The sequence below is a fragment of the Paractinoplanes polyasparticus genome, from assembly GCF_019710575.1.
In the GTDB taxonomy this organism is placed as follows: Bacteria; Actinomycetota; Actinomycetes; order Mycobacteriales; family Micromonosporaceae; genus Actinoplanes; species Actinoplanes polyasparticus.
In genome coordinates this window covers 85,049-99,343 of record NZ_JAHWFK010000058.1, presented here as the reverse complement: position 1 = coordinate 99,343, position 14,295 = coordinate 85,049, and the positions used below count along the sequence as shown (strand labels likewise).

Genomic DNA, 14,295 nt, shown 5'->3' with positions numbered 1-14,295 from the left:
CCGCGGACGACGCCGACACGGTCAGGCCTTCGCGGGCGGCGGCGATCTCACCAGCCGCGGTCCACCGATCTCCGGCTCAGGCTGCCGAGCCTTTGCTCAGGAGTTCCGCGAGTGTCGTTGCGGGATGCCCGGTCAGGTCGGGGACGGCCGTGCTCACCGCCGCCAGCTCGCCCTTCGCGATCGCGGTGTAGGTGCTCACCCACGCCTCGACCTGCCAGTCCGGCGCGCCGTAGGAGGCCCTCGACGCGTACGCCTCGGGAATCGACTCGGCGTGATAGCGGACCTGCCGCCCGGTGGCCGCGGCGATCTCCGCCGCCACCTCGGTGAGGCTCAACGCGGCCGGACCGGTCAGGTCGTACGTACGCCCCTCATGCGCACCCGGGTCGCGCAGCACAGCCAGCGCGGCGTCCACGATGTCGTCCTGAGCGACGACCGCCGCCCGCCCGTCCCCCGCCGGCCCGCGGATGACGCCGTCCTCGCCCACCATGAACGGCAGGAAGTCGGCATAGAGGTTGTCCCGCAGAAACGTGAAGGCGAGCCCGCTGTCCCGGATGTGTTCCTCGGTGGCCCAGTGGTCGCGGGCCAGCGTGAAAGAAGCGTCGGCCGCCGCTCCCATGAACGACGTGTAGACCAGGTGCCGCACCCCTGCGCGCACGGCCGCATCCACAAAACTCCGATGCTCCGTCACCCGATCCGGCGCCTCGGCCGCCGACACCATGAACACGGTCTCGGCGCCCTCCAGCCCTCGCCGCACGGCGTCCCCATCGCGATAGGCCGCCACAGCCACGTCAGCGCCCTCAATGTCCGGCGCCCGCCCCGCATCCCGAACGAGCAGCCGCTTGGCCCCGTCCAGCCTGCGAGCCACCCGTCCGCCCAACCGCCCACTGGCCCCCGTGATCACCATCAAACCCATCCCCCTTTTGTACGCTGCCCAGCCACCCGCCGCCCCGCGGACGCTCAGCCGCCCACCGCCACCGCCCCGCGGGCGCTCAGCCGCCCACCGCCTTGCGGACGCTCAGTCGCTTGACCGCCGAACCTGAAGGACGTCGGCCGTTCGGGCGGATCTTGAGCGCGGATGGTGTACCCCGTCCCGTTCGGGCCGCGGAGCGTCGGGAAATCCGATTTGGTGACCAGGACCGTTCAAGGGCGTTTGTCGGCGGCTCTCCGCGACCGCCCCGGGCGCGGTGGCATCGGCTCCGTTGACAGCAGGAACGAAGGAACATGATGAGCGCTTCTCTCCGGCGTGGATTGGCCACGCGGCAGTTCGCAGTGGCGGCGGTCTCCCTGGTGGGCGGATTCGCCGGCCTGTCGACGGGCCTGCCGCCGGCTGCCGCAGCGCCCAAGACCACGATCCCCGGGAACGGCACCTACCTGGTCAACAAGGATTTCCAGGCCGGCGTCTACCGCTCGGTCGGCAACAGCGCCTGCTACTGGCAGCGCGCCACCAACACCACCGGCGCGACGAGCAGCATCATCGCCAACGACATCGGCGACGGCCAGCGGATCGTCTACGTCAAGCCCACCGACAAGGTCTTCAAGACCAGCGGCTGCAAGACCTTCACGCGCGTGACCCCCGCCGCCATGAGCACGAAGTCCACCAGGACGACGATCCCCGGCAACGGTGTCTACTTCGTGGGCTCCGACTTCGTCCCCGGCACCTACCGCTCCTCGTCCAACAAGGAGTTCTGCTACTGGGAACGATCCCGCTCGGCCGACGGCGCCTCCAGTAACATCATCGCCAACGAGATCTCTCAGGGGCAGCTGCTGGTCACCATCCCGCCCGGCGGCATCTTCAAATCCAGCAGCTGCACCACGTGGACCAAGATCACCTGACATCACCCGCGCCGGTCGGGCAAGGCGTCCCGGCCCGCGGCAGGTGGTAACGCGGCCGGCGAACCTCTTGATCAGGTGCCGAGGTAGCGCAGGACCGCCAGGATGCGGCGGCTGTAGCCGGTGGTGTCGGCCAGACCGAGCTTCTCGAAGATGGCGTTGACGTGTTTCTCGACGGCGCTCTGCGAGACGAAGAGGCGGTCGGCGATGGCGGCGTTCGTGTAGCCCTCGGCCATGTGGCGCAGGACATCGCTCTCGCGGGCGGTGAGCCGGCTCAGCGGATCGGTGTGGCTGGTCGCGGACATCAGCTGCCGCACGACCTCGGGGTCGAGCGCCGTGGAGCCGGCGGCGACCCGGGCCAGGGCGTCGAGGAAGTCCTCGACCTGGGCGACCCGGTCTTTGAGGACGTAGCCGACGCCCTCGGAGCGGTCGGCCAGCAACCGGGCGGCGTAGCGCTTCTCGACGTACTGCGACAGCACCAGCACGGCCATGCCGGGCCAGCGGCGGCGGATCTCGAGCGCCGCGCGCAGCCCGTCGTCCGTGTTGGTGGGCGGCATGCGGACGTCGGTCACCACGATGTCCGGCTGGTGTGTCCCGACGGTCTCGACGAGCTGGTCGGCATCGGCGACCGCCGCGACAACCTCGTGGCCCTCGTCGCCGAGCAGCCGCACCAACCCCTCGCGCAGCAGCGTCGAATCTTCCGCCAGCACTATGCGCACGGCAACAACCGCCGAACCGCCGAGAATCGCCCGTCGCGGAGCGGCCTATGTGGGACGCGGCAGGTCGTCTCGGGTGCGACGGGGAGGCATTTGCCCGCACGCGGGGCAAGGCTGGGTCGCGGGGCAAGGCTGGGTCGCGGGGCAAAGCTAGGTCGCTGGGCAAGGCTGGGTCGTGGGGTGAAGCGGGGCCGCGGGGCGTTGCCGGTGTGGGACGTCAGTGGCATGGCAGCGTCACCTGGATCGTGGTGCCGGCCGCCTCGGGGCTGGTCAGGGTGAAGTGGCCGTCGAGCGCGGCCACGCGGCGGGCCAGGCCCTGCAAGCCGCTGCCGGTGGGGTCGGCGCCGCCCCGGCCGTCGTCGCGGAGCGCCATCGCGATTCGCCCGTCGTCGCCGGTGATGTCGATGTGGATCACGGTTGCGCCGGAGTGCTTCGCGGCGTTGGTAATGGCCTCGCAGGCCACGAAGTAGAGCGCGGTCTCGACCTGTGGCGGCGGGCGATCGGCCAGGCGGTAGTCGATGCGGACGGGAACGGCCGAACCGTGCGCGACCATGCCGAGCGCGTCTTCGAGAGTGCCGTGGTCGAGCGCCGACGGGTAGACGCGCCAGGCGACCTCGCGCAACTCGTCGAGCGCTCGCTGCGCGTCGTCGTGGGCCTGGCCGAGCAGCCGGGTCGCCTGTTCGGGATCGTGGCTGCGGCGGGCCCGGCCCAGCACCATGCCGAGGGCGACGAGCCGCTGCTGAAGTCCGTCGTGCAGGTCGCGCTCGATGCGCCGGCGTTCCGCGTCGACGGCTGCCATCACGCCCGCGCGGGTGGTGGTGAGCTCGGTGATGCGCTGCTCGAGATCTTCGCGGTCGCCCGGTTGGAGCAGGTTGCCGGCGAGCCACCGGTCGAGCCGCAGCACGCTGGCGACGGCCTGGATGTTCAGGGCCAGCAGCGCCGAGCCGATGACGATCTGCATGACGAGCTCGGCCCCGCTCATCTGCCCGGTGACGACGGCCTGTGTCACGATGCCGGCCAGCACCAGCCCGACCAGGAGCAGCCCGGCGCTGACCGCCCCGAGAGCGGCCGGCAGCAGCCGGGCGACCAGGTAGCCGAGCATTCGCGGGGCATCGGCGCTCATGGGCGGAAGCGACAGCCGGCGCAGCTCCCAGGCGACGATCTGCCGAGCGCTCTCGAGGACGCCGGCCCGGCCCCGTGACCGCCACGCCAGCCCGGCCACGACCAGGAAGAGGACCTCGCCGGCGCCGCTCAGCGCCCCGAGCGACACCACGGCCAGCGGCTGCGCGGCCCGGATCAAGAGGCGAAGCCCTCGGCTCATCGCGTGGTCACTCGGGCGAGCGGCCAGGTCGGAGCCCGCCGGCCCGGACGGGTGAACGCGAGGAAGCATCTCGGTCACCGTACGCGATGGCGGCGAGTCAGACGGACGGCGACGAAGGCGGCCACGGCCACCGCGCAGGCGACGATCACGGCCTTCTGGAAGGTGGAGGCGTAGGCCTCGACCTCGTGCCAGTTGGCGCCCAGGTAGTAGCCGGCCAGAACGAAGGCCGAGTTCCAGATCAGGCTGCCCACGGTGGTGCAGAGCAGGAAGACAGGCAGCGACATGCGCTCGACGCCGGCCGGGATGGAGATGAGGCTGCGGAAGATGGGAATCATGCGGCCGAACAGCACAGTCTTGGGGCCGTGGCGATGGAACCAGGCTTCCGTCCGGTCGATGTCGCTCAGCTTGATCAGCGGCAGGCGGGCGGCGATCGCCCGCAGCCGCTCGCGGCCGAGCAGCACGCCCGCGTAGTAGAGGGCGACCGCGCCCACGACCGAACCCAGCGTGGTCCAGGCGATGGCGCCGATCAGGCTCATGCGGCCCTGGCCGGCGGCGAAGCCTGCCAGCGGCAGGATCACCTCGCTGGGGATCGGCGGGAACAGATTTTCCAGCGCCACGGCGAGGCCCGCACCGGGCCCACCGAGGCGTTCCACGAGGCCCGTCACGAAGCCGGTGAGGCCGCCGTCGGCTGCATACGTCGAGGTCATGGCGAAAACGCTAGGGATCGGCGGCCGGCTCGGCCATGAAGCCGGCCGCCGAAGTCACCTGCGGAAAACCACACCCCGATTCGGGTGCCGGCCCCAGTCCGGCCGACCGGCCGAAGGAGCAGAGTGGCGAGCGGGAAGGGCAGGTGACTCAGGAATGAGGGCAGGTGTCGCGATAGTCGGAGATCGTCGTGCCGACCCGGGGCGCGGGGCAGAGGAACTGCTCGTAGCGCACGTCGTCGTCCACGAAGCGCTTCAGCCACGAGATGCTGTATTGCGCGATCGTGGTGTTGCTCGAGTTCGGCGCGAAGTGCGAGGCGTTGTTCAGCTCGAGATAGGCCTTGTCCAGCGAGGCGGGCAGGCTGTTGTAGAACGGGATCGCGTGCGACGAGACGCCGGCCACCGAGTCGTTCTCGGCGCCGATCACCAGCGTGGGCGTCCTGACCTCGGGCCAGGTCTTGTCGAGGTTCCACGGCGTCAGCGGGACGGCCGCCTGCAGCTCGGGGCGAGACTTGGCGGCTTCCAGGGTGCCGCCGCCACCCATCGAGTGGCCGACCACGGCCAGGCGGCTCGCGTCGATGCGGGTGCGGACGGTGCTGCGCTGGGTCAGGTAGTCCAGCGCGGCCAGCAGTTGGCGACCCCGGCTGGCGGGCTGGTCCGAACGGGTCAGGGTGTCGATGTTGAAGACCACGAAGCCCTGGGAAGCGAGCCGCGGCGCGAGCCACGCCATGCTCGACCGGGAAGCGGTGTATCCGGGGGCGATCGCCACCGCGCCGAACGTGCCGGCGCTGGTGCTGGTCGGGTAATAGATGTCGCCGCCGCCGAATCCGCTCGCCGTCAGCGACGAGACGCTCGTCTGCGAGACGGCGAACGAGCCGCGGGTGGCCTGGATGCTCGACAGGGTGGGGGCCGGGCCGCGCTCGAACGGGTTCGTGGCGGCCTGGGCCGACGGCACCAGGGTGACGCCGCCGACGGCCATCGTCACCGCGGCGGCCGCGCCGACCAGGTTGCGCGGGCGAAGCAGGCGGCGGGGCCGCCGGGCGGTCTGAGTGGGCTGCATGAGGGCTCTCCTCGTCAGTCCCGCGGACGAGCGGGATCGGATCGTGCCGAAATCGATCCTGAGGGCCCTCCGATCCGTATTTCAAGGCGAGCGGAAATCGTGAGACGGCGGTCGCAGCGAAAGTCTTCGATGTCCGGGCGGCAGGGCAAAGACATCTGCCGGCGGAACGGGCAAAGACGTCTGGCGGCAGAGCAAAGACGTCTGCCGGCGGAACGGGCAAAGACGTCTGGCGGCAGAGCAAAGACGTCTGCCGGCGGAACGGGCAAAGACGTCCGGCGGCCTTGCGGGCAAAGACTCCGGCGGCATTACGGACAAAGGAGCTGGTGGGGATGAGATCCGGCGAAAGGAAACCGCACATCACTTCGGAAGATTGGTACAGTGATCATCGGGTCGGATGCGGGCGATGGTGACGGTAGTGGGCGATGAAAAGGCGAGCCGCCGGGTTGTCACTCGCGAACAGGTGGTGCGGGCCGGGGTTGAGCACTTTCTCAGCCGATCCACAATAGACATGGAAGATCTGGCCGTTTCCATGGCCATCAGCCGGGCCACGCTCTATCGGGTCGCCGGCAGCCGGGACGCCCTGCTCGACGACGTCCTGCGGGCGCTCACCGAAGCGATGTTCGCCGAATCCCGGGAGGCGCGCACGGCCGCGGGCTTCGACGGTGTGGTCGAGATTTCCCGGCATTTCGGCGAGCTACTGCGGTCGCCCGTCCTCGAGACCTTTCTGCGCCAGGAGTCCGAGGCGGCATCGCGAATATTATTCACACCAGCTGGCGGCGTGCACGAGAGTGCGGTCGCCAATCAGCTCGCGGTATTCCGCGAGACCGGGCTGACTGACGAGTTGCCGCCGGGCACCGACCTTCCGCATCTGGCTTTTCTCTACGTCCGCATGGTCGGCGCGTTTCTCTATGCCGAGTTCTTCACCGGCAAGAAGGCGGATTTCGACGAACTCGTCCCCGCCCTGCGCTCCCTGCTGAACGCGGCCCACTGACGGGTCAGCCCGGGATTCCGATCTCCGTGCGTACGGCGTAGAGCTCGGGGAAGAAAGTCAGGTCGAGCGCTGCCTTGAGGAAGCCGACCCCGCTGGAGCCGCCGGTGCCGCGCTTGAAGCCGATCGTGCGCTCCACCGTCTTCAGGTGGCGGAACCGCCAGAGCTGAAAGTTCTCCTCGATGTCGACGAACTCTTCGCAGGCCTCGTACGCTTCCCAGAACTTCTCGGGGTCGTTGTAGATGCGCACGAACACCGGCACCAGGTCTTCGTTGTAGCGCCAGGGCAGAGTCACGTCGCGCTGCAGCAGCTCGCTCGGCACGTCGTGGCCGTGGCGGTGCAGGTAACGCAGGAACTCGTCGTACACGCTGGGCGCCTCGAGCGCCTCGGTCAGCATGGCGAGGGCGCTCTGGTCGTCGTTGAACAGCGACAGCATCCGCCTGTCCTTGTTGCCGAGCAGGAACTCGACCGCGCGGTACTGATACGACTGGAAGCCCGACGACGTGCCCAGGAAGCTGCGGAACTCGGCGTACTCGCTGGGCGTGAGCGTGGCCAGCACCGACCACTGCTCGGTGAGCGTGCGCTGGATGTGTTTGACCCGGGCCAGCCCCTTGAGCGCGGGGCGCAGGTCGTCCGCGGCGATCCGGCGGGTCACCGCGCGCAGCTCGTGCAGCACCAGCTTGAGCCACAACTCCGAGGTCTGATGCTGCAGGATGAACAGTAGTTCGTCGTGGTGCTCGGGCACGCTCACCGGATGCTGGGCGTTCAGCAGCTCGTCGAGGTGCAGGTATCGGCCGTACGAGAGGTTGACCTTGAAATCGCGGACGACGGAGTCCTCGATCGGCCGTTGGTCGCCTTCCACGGTAATCCCTCCTCAGATCCTCACCTGAAGAGAATCACACCAGCTCAGGCATTGGACAATGAGCCGTCGGCCAGGATCGGGCCCCAGTACGCCCACTGCCCGTCGGAGCGGACGAAACGGCTGCGCTCGACCATGTCGCCGGGCTTGCCGTGGTCCTTGTAGTGGGCCCGGAACTCGACGATGCCCTCGGTGTCGAACAGGCCGCCGCCGCTGGACTCGATGATGTCGAGGCCCGTCCAGCGCAGCCGCGAGTCGGGTTCGATGCGGGCCGGCCGGGTCTTCGGGTGCCACGATCGGAGCACGTAGTCGTCGTCGTCGAGCGCGAAGGCCGAGTAGCGCGACCGCATCAGCGCCTCGGCGGTGGCCGGGGGAGTGCCGAGGTGGGCCGGTTCGCAGCACTCGGCATAGGGCAGCCCGCGGCCGCAGGGGCAGAGCTTCGTCTTCGACGCCATGCGCTTATTTTCTCAGGTCACCACCCCGTGCCGGACGGCGATACCGAAGCGCGCGGGACCACGTGGCCGGCGCAAGCGAACCGCGACACCGGAACGTCGGGCGAACGGAGAGTGACGACTTAAACGCGTCAGCAAACACGGCCCGCAATCATGCGGAACAACCTGCAAGACCGAACAGCGGATGCCGAACGTCGTGAAAGCGCGCGTTCGAATTTTGCAGACATTTGACGTACGCTGCCTGCGTGACCAAACGTCTGGCCGAGGTGGCCAAGAAGGCGGGCGTCAGCGAGGCGACCGTCAGCCGGGTGCTCAACGGTCGCAACGGTGTGAGCGAGGCGACCCGCGCGTCCGTTCTGACCGCGCTCGACGTCCTGGGCTACGAGCGCCCGACCAAGCTGCGGGGTGAGCGCGGCCGGCTGGTCGGTCTCGTCCTGCCCGAGCTGCAAAATCCGATCTTCCCGGCGCTGGCCGAAGTGGTCACCGCCTCGCTGGCTCAGCGTGGCTTCACCCCGTTGCTGGCTGCCCGCACGATCGGCGGCGTCCCCGAACGCGACTACATCGAGATGCTGCTCGACCATCAGGTCTCCGGGGTGGTCTTCGCCGGCGGCTCGTATGCCCTGGCCGATGCCGAGCACGGCCATTACCGGGCGCTGACCGACCGTCGCATGCCGGTCGTCATGGTCAACGCGGGCGTCTCCGACCTGGGCTTCCCGCACATCTCGACCGACGACGCGGTGGCTGTCGAGCAGGCGTACGGGCATCTGAGGTCACTGGGTCACGAGCGCATCGGCATGGTCATGGGCCCTGAGGACCACGTGCCCTCGCGCCGCAAGCTGGCCGCCCTCGAGGGCAAGCAGTTCCTGGTCGAGCGCACGAGCTTCTCGATGGAGAGCGCGCGCCTGGCCGCGGCCAAGCTGATCGACCGCGGCGTGACCGGCATGATCTGCGCTTCCGACGTGCTCGCGCTGGGCTCGATCCGGGCCGCCCGCCGGCTCGGCCTCGACGTGCCGGGCGACGTGTCGGTCGTCGGCTTCGACGATTCGGCGCTGATGACGTGCACCGACCCGCCGCTGACGACCGTCCGGCAGCCCATCGAGCTGATGGGCCAGTCGGCCGTCGACCTGCTCGTCAACCAGATCGAGGGCAGCGGCGTCGAGCCCGACGAGCTTCTTTTCGAGCCGGAGCTGGTGGTGCGCGGCTCCACCGGGCCGGCACGAAAGCGCGACTGACCAGCAAGTTTCTTTCCTGAAGGGCGGGCCCTGGGGCCCGCCCTTTGTCGTGCGCGCCCACAGCGATGTTAGTCGCGTTTTTTCTTTCTTCAGTCGGCTTCTTGCGGTGAACCGGTTGGACTTTGTATCGTCACGTCCACGAAACATGCGAGACCCAAGTCACATGATCACGCTTGAAAACGATGGCCATGGATAACCGTTCCCGAAGGGATGGACAGATGTCCGTACCGCAGTACCGGAAGGCAGCGGCGCTCGCGCTCGTGGCCGGCCTGGGGCTCAGCCTCACGGCGTGCTCCACGAAGAGCGACGACGACGGCGGGACAGACGCCGCCGGCAAGGTCACCATCACGGTCGACTGCCAGCCGGTCGGCGCACAGAAGGAACTGCTGGCGAACTGGAACGCCGATGTCGCGGAGTTCCAGAAGCAGAACCCCGACATCACGATCAAGAGCGTCAGCGTCGGCGAGCAGTGCAACAACCCGCCGGACTTCACGGCCCGCCTGGCCGGCGGCACGATGACCGACGTCTTCTACGGCTACATGACCGATCTGCAGCAGGTGCTCGACAGCGGTCAGGCCATGGACATCACCCAGTACGCGACCAAGGACACCATCCCGACCTGGGACAGCGTCGATCCCGCCCTCAAGGAGGTCTTCACCGAGGAGGGCAAGCTCTACGCCGTACCGGTGAAGAACTACTCGATGGGTCTGGTCTACAACAAGGCCCTCTTCAAGAAGGCCGGGCTCGACCCGGAAGCCCCGCCCAAGACCTGGGCCGAGGTTCGCGCCGCGGCCAAGAAGATCGCGGGGACCGGCGGCGGCGTCGCCGGCTACTCCGAATACAGCGCGGGCAACACCGGCGGCTGGCACTTCACCGCGTTGAACTACTCGCAGGGCGGCAAGATCCTCAGCGAGGACGGCAAGAAGGCCGAGTTCAACAACGCCCAGGGCAAGCAGGTCCTGCAGAACCTCAAGGACATGCGGTACGGCGACAACAGCATGGGCAGCCGTCAGCTGCTGCAGTGGGGCGACCTGCTGACCAACGCCGGCGCCGGCAAGGTGGGCATGTTCATCGGGGCGCCCGACGCGACCCAGGCCATCGTGAGCCAGTTCCAGGGCAAGTACGAGGACTGGGCGATGGGTCCGATGCCCGGTCAGGACGGCCCGGCCAAGGGCACGCTGGGCGGCGGCGAGGGCTACTTCTTCAAGAAGGACCTCACCGGAGAGCAGGTCAAGGCCGGTCTGAAGTGGATCGCGTACCAGAAGCTGACGCCGGGCAAGGGCCAGCTCGACTACGTGCGGGCGAAGCCGCAGAACTACCCGGTCGGCCTGCCCCAGCCGCTGCTGTTCACCAACGGCAGCGAGGCTCAGAAGCAGGAGCTCGAGCTGCGCAAGGCCAACGCGAACGTCGACACCGCGAACTTCAAGGCGTTCGAGGAGAACCCGGTGCCGATCGTGGGTGAGCCGCGGAACGCGCAGGCCATCTACGCGGTCCTCGACTCGGCGATGTCGGGGGTTCTGACAAACCCCAATGCCAACATCGACTCCCTGCTCAAGACGGCCGAGACGAAGGTCAACCAGCTTCAGGCCGCCGGTAGCTGATCACGGAGCGCGGGAGCCGGACCTCCGGTTCCCGCGCCCTCAACCCAGGAGCACCAGTTGGCGATCATGACTGCGCCGGGCGTCACCACGCAGACCGTGCCGGCGCCGGCCAAGCCCAGCGGCAAAGCCGCACGCCGAATCAAGGACAACCTCACCGGGCACGCTTTCCTGATCGGGGCGGTCGTCTGCTTCGCCCTCTTCATGTGGTACCCGATGATCCGCGGCATCGTGATGAGCTTCCAGCGCACCCGGCGCGGCGAGACCACCTGGGTCGGCTGGGACAACTACACCCGGATCGTCGCCGACCCCAGCTTCTGGATCGCCTGGAAGAACACGTTCCTGTTCACGATCCTGGCCCTCGTCGTCGGCTATGTGCTGCCGTTCTTCGTGGCGATCCTGCTCAACGAGTTCCGGCACGCCAAGGGCTACCTGCGGATCCTGGTCTACCTACCGGTGATGCTGCCCCCGGCGTCCGCGCTCTTTCTCTTCAAGTACTACGCGTACGACCCCAGCGAAGCCGGCCTGTTCAACGCGATCCTCAAGTTTCTGCACCTGCCCACCTCGGAGTGGATGCAGTCGCCGACCATGACGATCCCGGCCATGGTGATCGCCTCGACCTGGATGAACCTGGGCAGCGCCGTGCTGATCTATCTGGCGTCGCTGCAGAACATCCCGGGCGAGCTGTACGAGGCGGCCGAGCTCGACGGCGCCGGCATCTGGCGCCGCATCTGGAGCGTCACCATCCCGCAGACCCGGCTCATCCTCGCGCTGCTGGCCATGCTGCAGATCGTCGCCACCATGCAGCTGTTCATCGAGCCGCTGATCCTGGCCAACGGCGCCGGCACCCAGGACTCGGCGACCTCGGTGGCCTATCTGATCTATCAGCACGGCTTTTTCCAGAACGACCTCAACGGCGCCGCCGCCCTCGGCGTGATCATGCTGATCGTCCTGGCCGCCTTCTCCGCCGTCTACGTGCGACTGACCACGAAACAGGACTAAGAGGATGAGCCGAACTCTTATCTCGCAGGCGCAACTCCGCCGGGGCCGTGGCCGGTTCCTCTACTGGGCCGTGCTCGCCGTCGTGGTCGCCGGTTTCACGCTCGTGTTCCTCGGGCCGCTCTACTGGATGGTCACGGGCGCGCTCAAATCGGGTCAGGAGATCGCGCAGACGCCGCCCACGCTGTGGCCGCGCGACCCGCAGACGCAGAACTACGTCGACGCGTGGAACAACCTCGACCTGGCCAAGCTGATGTTCAACACGTTCTACTACGCGGCCGGCGCGGTCTTCTTCCAGCTCGTCTTCGACACCGCGGCGGCGTACGCCCTGTCGAAACTCCGCCCGGCCTTCGGCAACGTGATCCTGGCGGCGATGCTGGCCACGCTGATGATCCCGGCCATGGTGCTGATCGTCCCGCAGTACGTGACGGCGATCGACCTGCCGATTATCCACGTCAACCTGCTCGACTCGCCCTGGGCCATCTGGCTGCCGCTGATCGCCAACGCGTTCAACATCTTCCTGCTCAAGCGGTTCTTCGACTCGATCCCGGAGGACCTGATCGCGGCCGCCCAGGTCGACGGGGCGTCGCCGCTGCGCACGCTGTGGTCGATCATCCTGCCGATGTCGCGGCCGATCCTCGGCGTGGTCTCGATCTTCGCGGTGACCGCGGTCTGGAAGGACTTCCTCTGGCCGAAGCTGGTGATGCCGTCACCGGAGACGCGCACGCTCAGCGTCGGCATCTACGCCTTCTCGGGCGGCACGCCGCAGAACGTGGTGATCGCCGCCTCGGTCATCGCCGCGATCCCCACGGTGATCATCTTCCTGCTCTTCCAGCGCAACATCATGTCAGGCCTGACGACCGGCAGCTTGAAGGGCTGACCAGGTTCCCGAAGAAAAGGGGCGGTCCGCACCAGGACCGTCGGACCCACTGTGCACAGAAAGCGGGTTGCAGTGTCTCTCAAAGACTCCCAGTGGTGGCGCGACGCGGTGATCTACCAGGTCTATCCGCGCAGCTACGCCGACGCGAACGGCGACGGCGTCGGCGACATCGCGGGCATCCGCGCTCGGCTGGGACACCTGCGGGACCTCGGCGTCGACGCGATCTGGATGAGCCCGTGGTACCCGTCGCCGATGGCCGACGCCGGCTACGACGTGGCCGACTTCCGCGACATCGACCCGGTGTTCGGCTCGCTGACCGAGGCCGAGGCGCTGATCGAGGAGGCGCACGCGGCCGGCATCCGCATGATCGTCGACATCGTGCCCAACCACATCTCCAGCGAGCACCCGTGGTTCAAGGCGGCGCTGGCCGACCCGGACGCGAAGGAACGCGACTACTTCTGGTTCCGGCCCGGGCGGGGCGAGAACGGCGACGAGATGCCGACGGACTGGCGAGGGGAGTTCGGCGGCACCACCTGGACCCGTACGCCGGACGGGTCCTGGTATCTGCACTTGTTCACGCCCGAGCAGCCGGACCTGAACTGGGACCACCCGGACGTGCGAGCCGAGTTCGAGAGCATCCTGCGGTTCTGGTTCGACCGCGGTGTCGACGGCATCCGCATCGACTCGGCGGCGCTGCTGCTCAAGGACCCGGCTCTGCCCGAGGTGCTCGAGGACAGCCCGCACCCGTTCCACGACCTCGACGGCGTGCACGAGGTCTACCGCTCGTGGCGGCGCATCGCCGACTCGTACGGCGGGGACCGCGCCCTGATCGGCGAGGTGTGGATGCCCGAGGTCGAGCGGTTCGCAAACTACCTGCGACCGGACGAGCTGCACGCGGCGTTCAACTTCGACTTCCTCGGTTGTGCCTGGGATCCGCGGCTGATGCGGGAGTGCGTCGACCGTACGCTGCACGCCCACGCCGCTGTCGGAGCCCCGGCGACGTGGGTGCTCTCCAACCACGACGTCACCCGTCACGTCACCCGCTACGGTCGCGAGGACACCACCTTCAGCTTCGACAACAACCTCGACGGCACCCCGGTCGACCTCGAAGTGGGCACCCGCCGGGCCCGCGCGGCCGCGTTGCTCTCCCTGTCGCTGCCCGGTGCGACCTACATCTACCAGGGCGAGGAACTCGGGCTCTGGGAGAACGAGAACATCCCGCCCGAGGAGTTCCAGGACCCGATGTGGGGCCGGCGCGGGCACAGCCGCGACGGCTGCCGGGTGCCGCTGCCCTGGACCGGCGACGAGGCGCCGTTCGGCTTCACCACCGCCACCCCCTGGCTTCCCCAGCCGGCGGAGTGGAAGGACCGCACGGCCCAGGCCCAGACCGGCGACCCCAACTCGATGCTCGAGCTCTACCGCTCGGCGATCGCCCGCCGCCGCGAGGAGTCGTTCTCGGACTTCGCCTGGCTCGACCTGGACCCGGCGGTGCTCGCCTTCTGCCGCGGCCAGGACTTCGCCTGCGTCGTCAACATGTCGGGCGCCCCCGTCGCCCTGCCCGCCCACCAGTCCGTTCTGCTCGCCAGTGGCCCTCTCGACGGTGACCGCCTCCCCCCGGACACCGCCGTGTGGCTGCGCATGACCTCGTAACACCCC

At 68.4% G+C, this 14,295-nt stretch carries 14 protein-coding genes; 7 read left to right on the top strand and 7 right to left on the bottom strand.

Features of this window, described 5'->3' with window-relative positions; all coding sequences use genetic code 11:
* Positions 1-76 precede the first annotated feature (76 nt).
* Positions 77-913: an SDR family oxidoreductase gene (locus tag KXC43_RS43635; RefSeq protein ID WP_221382153.1), complete on the bottom strand. Its 837-nt coding sequence runs from the start codon at positions 911-913 to the stop codon at positions 77-79.
* Positions 914-1,224: 311 nt separating this feature from the next.
* On the opposite strand from KXC43_RS43635, the gene KXC43_RS43630 reads away from it, so the two are divergent.
* On the top strand, positions 1,225-1,833 hold the full coding sequence (locus tag KXC43_RS43630) for an Rv1352/Rv1906c domain-containing protein (RefSeq protein ID WP_221382152.1): 609 nt from the start codon (positions 1,225-1,227) through the stop codon (positions 1,831-1,833).
* A 71-nt stretch (positions 1,834-1,904) separates the two neighbouring features.
* On the opposite strand, the gene KXC43_RS43625 is transcribed toward KXC43_RS43630, so the two are convergent.
* The 4 genes from KXC43_RS43625 to bdeA all read right to left on the bottom strand — a co-directional run bounded on the left by KXC43_RS43625 (position 1,905) and on the right by bdeA (position 5,631).
* On the bottom strand, positions 1,905-2,549 hold the full coding sequence (locus KXC43_RS43625; RefSeq protein WP_221382151.1) for a response regulator: 645 nt from the start codon (positions 2,547-2,549) through the stop codon (positions 1,905-1,907).
* 214 nt (positions 2,550-2,763) lie between these two features.
* On the bottom strand, positions 2,764-3,936 hold the full coding sequence (locus tag KXC43_RS43620) for a sensor histidine kinase (RefSeq protein ID WP_255645823.1): 1,173 nt from the start codon (positions 3,934-3,936) through the stop codon (positions 2,764-2,766).
* A 5-nt stretch (positions 3,937-3,941) separates the two neighbouring features.
* Positions 3,942-4,574 carry a DedA family protein gene (locus KXC43_RS43615; RefSeq protein WP_221382150.1) on the bottom strand — a complete coding sequence of 211 codons (633 nt, stop codon included), beginning with the start codon at positions 4,572-4,574 and terminating at the stop codon, positions 3,942-3,944.
* Positions 4,575-4,722: 148 nt separating this feature from the next.
* Entirely contained in the window at positions 4,723-5,631 is a 909-nt protein-coding gene (gene bdeA, locus KXC43_RS43610) for a bis(hydroxyethyl) terephthalate hydrolase (RefSeq protein ID WP_221382149.1), read from the bottom strand.
* 394 nt (positions 5,632-6,025) lie between these two features.
* On the opposite strand from bdeA, the gene KXC43_RS43605 reads away from it, so the two are divergent.
* Positions 6,026-6,622, top strand: a complete 597-nt coding sequence (locus tag KXC43_RS43605) for a QsdR family transcriptional regulator (protein ID WP_221382148.1) — start codon at positions 6,026-6,028, stop codon at positions 6,620-6,622.
* Positions 6,623-6,626: 4 nt separating this feature from the next.
* Here KXC43_RS43605 and KXC43_RS53015 read toward each other — a convergent pair whose 3' ends face one another.
* The gene (locus KXC43_RS53015; RefSeq protein WP_221382147.1) at positions 6,627-7,481 is read right to left on the bottom strand and encodes a tryptophan 2,3-dioxygenase; all 855 of its coding nucleotides are present in this window, start codon (positions 7,479-7,481) and stop codon (positions 6,627-6,629) included.
* Between the two features lie 44 nt (positions 7,482-7,525).
* Positions 7,526-7,933: a YchJ family protein gene (locus KXC43_RS43595; RefSeq protein WP_221382146.1), complete on the bottom strand. Its 408-nt coding sequence runs from the start codon at positions 7,931-7,933 to the stop codon at positions 7,526-7,528.
* A 242-nt stretch (positions 7,934-8,175) separates the two neighbouring features.
* On the opposite strand from KXC43_RS43595, the gene KXC43_RS43590 reads away from it, so the two are divergent.
* The 5 genes from KXC43_RS43590 to KXC43_RS43570 all read left to right on the top strand — a co-directional run bounded on the left by KXC43_RS43590 (position 8,176) and on the right by KXC43_RS43570 (position 14,289).
* Entirely contained in the window at positions 8,176-9,162 is a 987-nt protein-coding gene (locus KXC43_RS43590; RefSeq protein WP_221382145.1) for a LacI family DNA-binding transcriptional regulator, read from the top strand.
* Between the two features lie 218 nt (positions 9,163-9,380).
* Positions 9,381-10,763, top strand: a complete 1,383-nt coding sequence (locus KXC43_RS43585) for an ABC transporter substrate-binding protein (protein WP_221382144.1) — start codon at positions 9,381-9,383, stop codon at positions 10,761-10,763.
* 57 nt (positions 10,764-10,820) lie between these two features.
* A complete protein-coding gene (locus tag KXC43_RS43580) occupies positions 10,821-11,762 on the top strand; it encodes a carbohydrate ABC transporter permease (protein ID WP_255645821.1) in 942 nt (313 codons plus the stop codon).
* 4 nt (positions 11,763-11,766) lie between these two features.
* The gene (locus KXC43_RS43575) at positions 11,767-12,639 is read left to right on the top strand and encodes a carbohydrate ABC transporter permease (RefSeq protein ID WP_221382143.1); all 873 of its coding nucleotides are present in this window, start codon (positions 11,767-11,769) and stop codon (positions 12,637-12,639) included.
* 72 nt (positions 12,640-12,711) lie between these two features.
* On the top strand, positions 12,712-14,289 hold the full coding sequence (locus KXC43_RS43570) for a glycoside hydrolase family 13 protein (RefSeq protein WP_221382142.1): 1,578 nt from the start codon (positions 12,712-12,714) through the stop codon (positions 14,287-14,289).
* The last annotated feature ends 6 nt before the right edge of the window (positions 14,290-14,295 follow it).

What these genes read in the sequence shown, in the direction of transcription:
- KXC43_RS43635 (WP_221382153.1), bottom strand. Translation starts at nt 913, where the DNA reads ATGGGTTTGATGGTGATCACGGGGGCCAGTGGGCGGTTGGGCGGACGG.
- KXC43_RS43630 (WP_221382152.1), top strand. Translation starts at nt 1,225, where the DNA reads ATGAGCGCTTCTCTCCGGCGTGGATTGGCCACGCGGCAGTTCGCAGTG.
- KXC43_RS43620 (WP_255645823.1), bottom strand. Translation starts at nt 3,936, where the DNA reads ATGCTTCCTCGCGTTCACCCGTCCGGGCCGGCGGGCTCCGACCTGGCC.
- KXC43_RS43615 (WP_221382150.1), bottom strand. Translation starts at nt 4,574, where the DNA reads ATGACCTCGACGTATGCAGCCGACGGCGGCCTCACCGGCTTCGTGACG.
- bdeA (WP_221382149.1), bottom strand. Translation starts at nt 5,631, where the DNA reads ATGCAGCCCACTCAGACCGCCCGGCGGCCCCGCCGCCTGCTTCGCCCG.
- KXC43_RS43605 (WP_221382148.1), top strand. Translation starts at nt 6,026, where the DNA reads ATGCGGGCGATGGTGACGGTAGTGGGCGATGAAAAGGCGAGCCGCCGG.
- KXC43_RS43595 (WP_221382146.1), bottom strand. Translation starts at nt 7,933, where the DNA reads ATGGCGTCGAAGACGAAGCTCTGCCCCTGCGGCCGCGGGCTGCCCTAT.
- KXC43_RS43585 (WP_221382144.1), top strand. Translation starts at nt 9,381, where the DNA reads ATGTCCGTACCGCAGTACCGGAAGGCAGCGGCGCTCGCGCTCGTGGCC.
- KXC43_RS43575 (WP_221382143.1), top strand. Translation starts at nt 11,767, where the DNA reads ATGAGCCGAACTCTTATCTCGCAGGCGCAACTCCGCCGGGGCCGTGGC.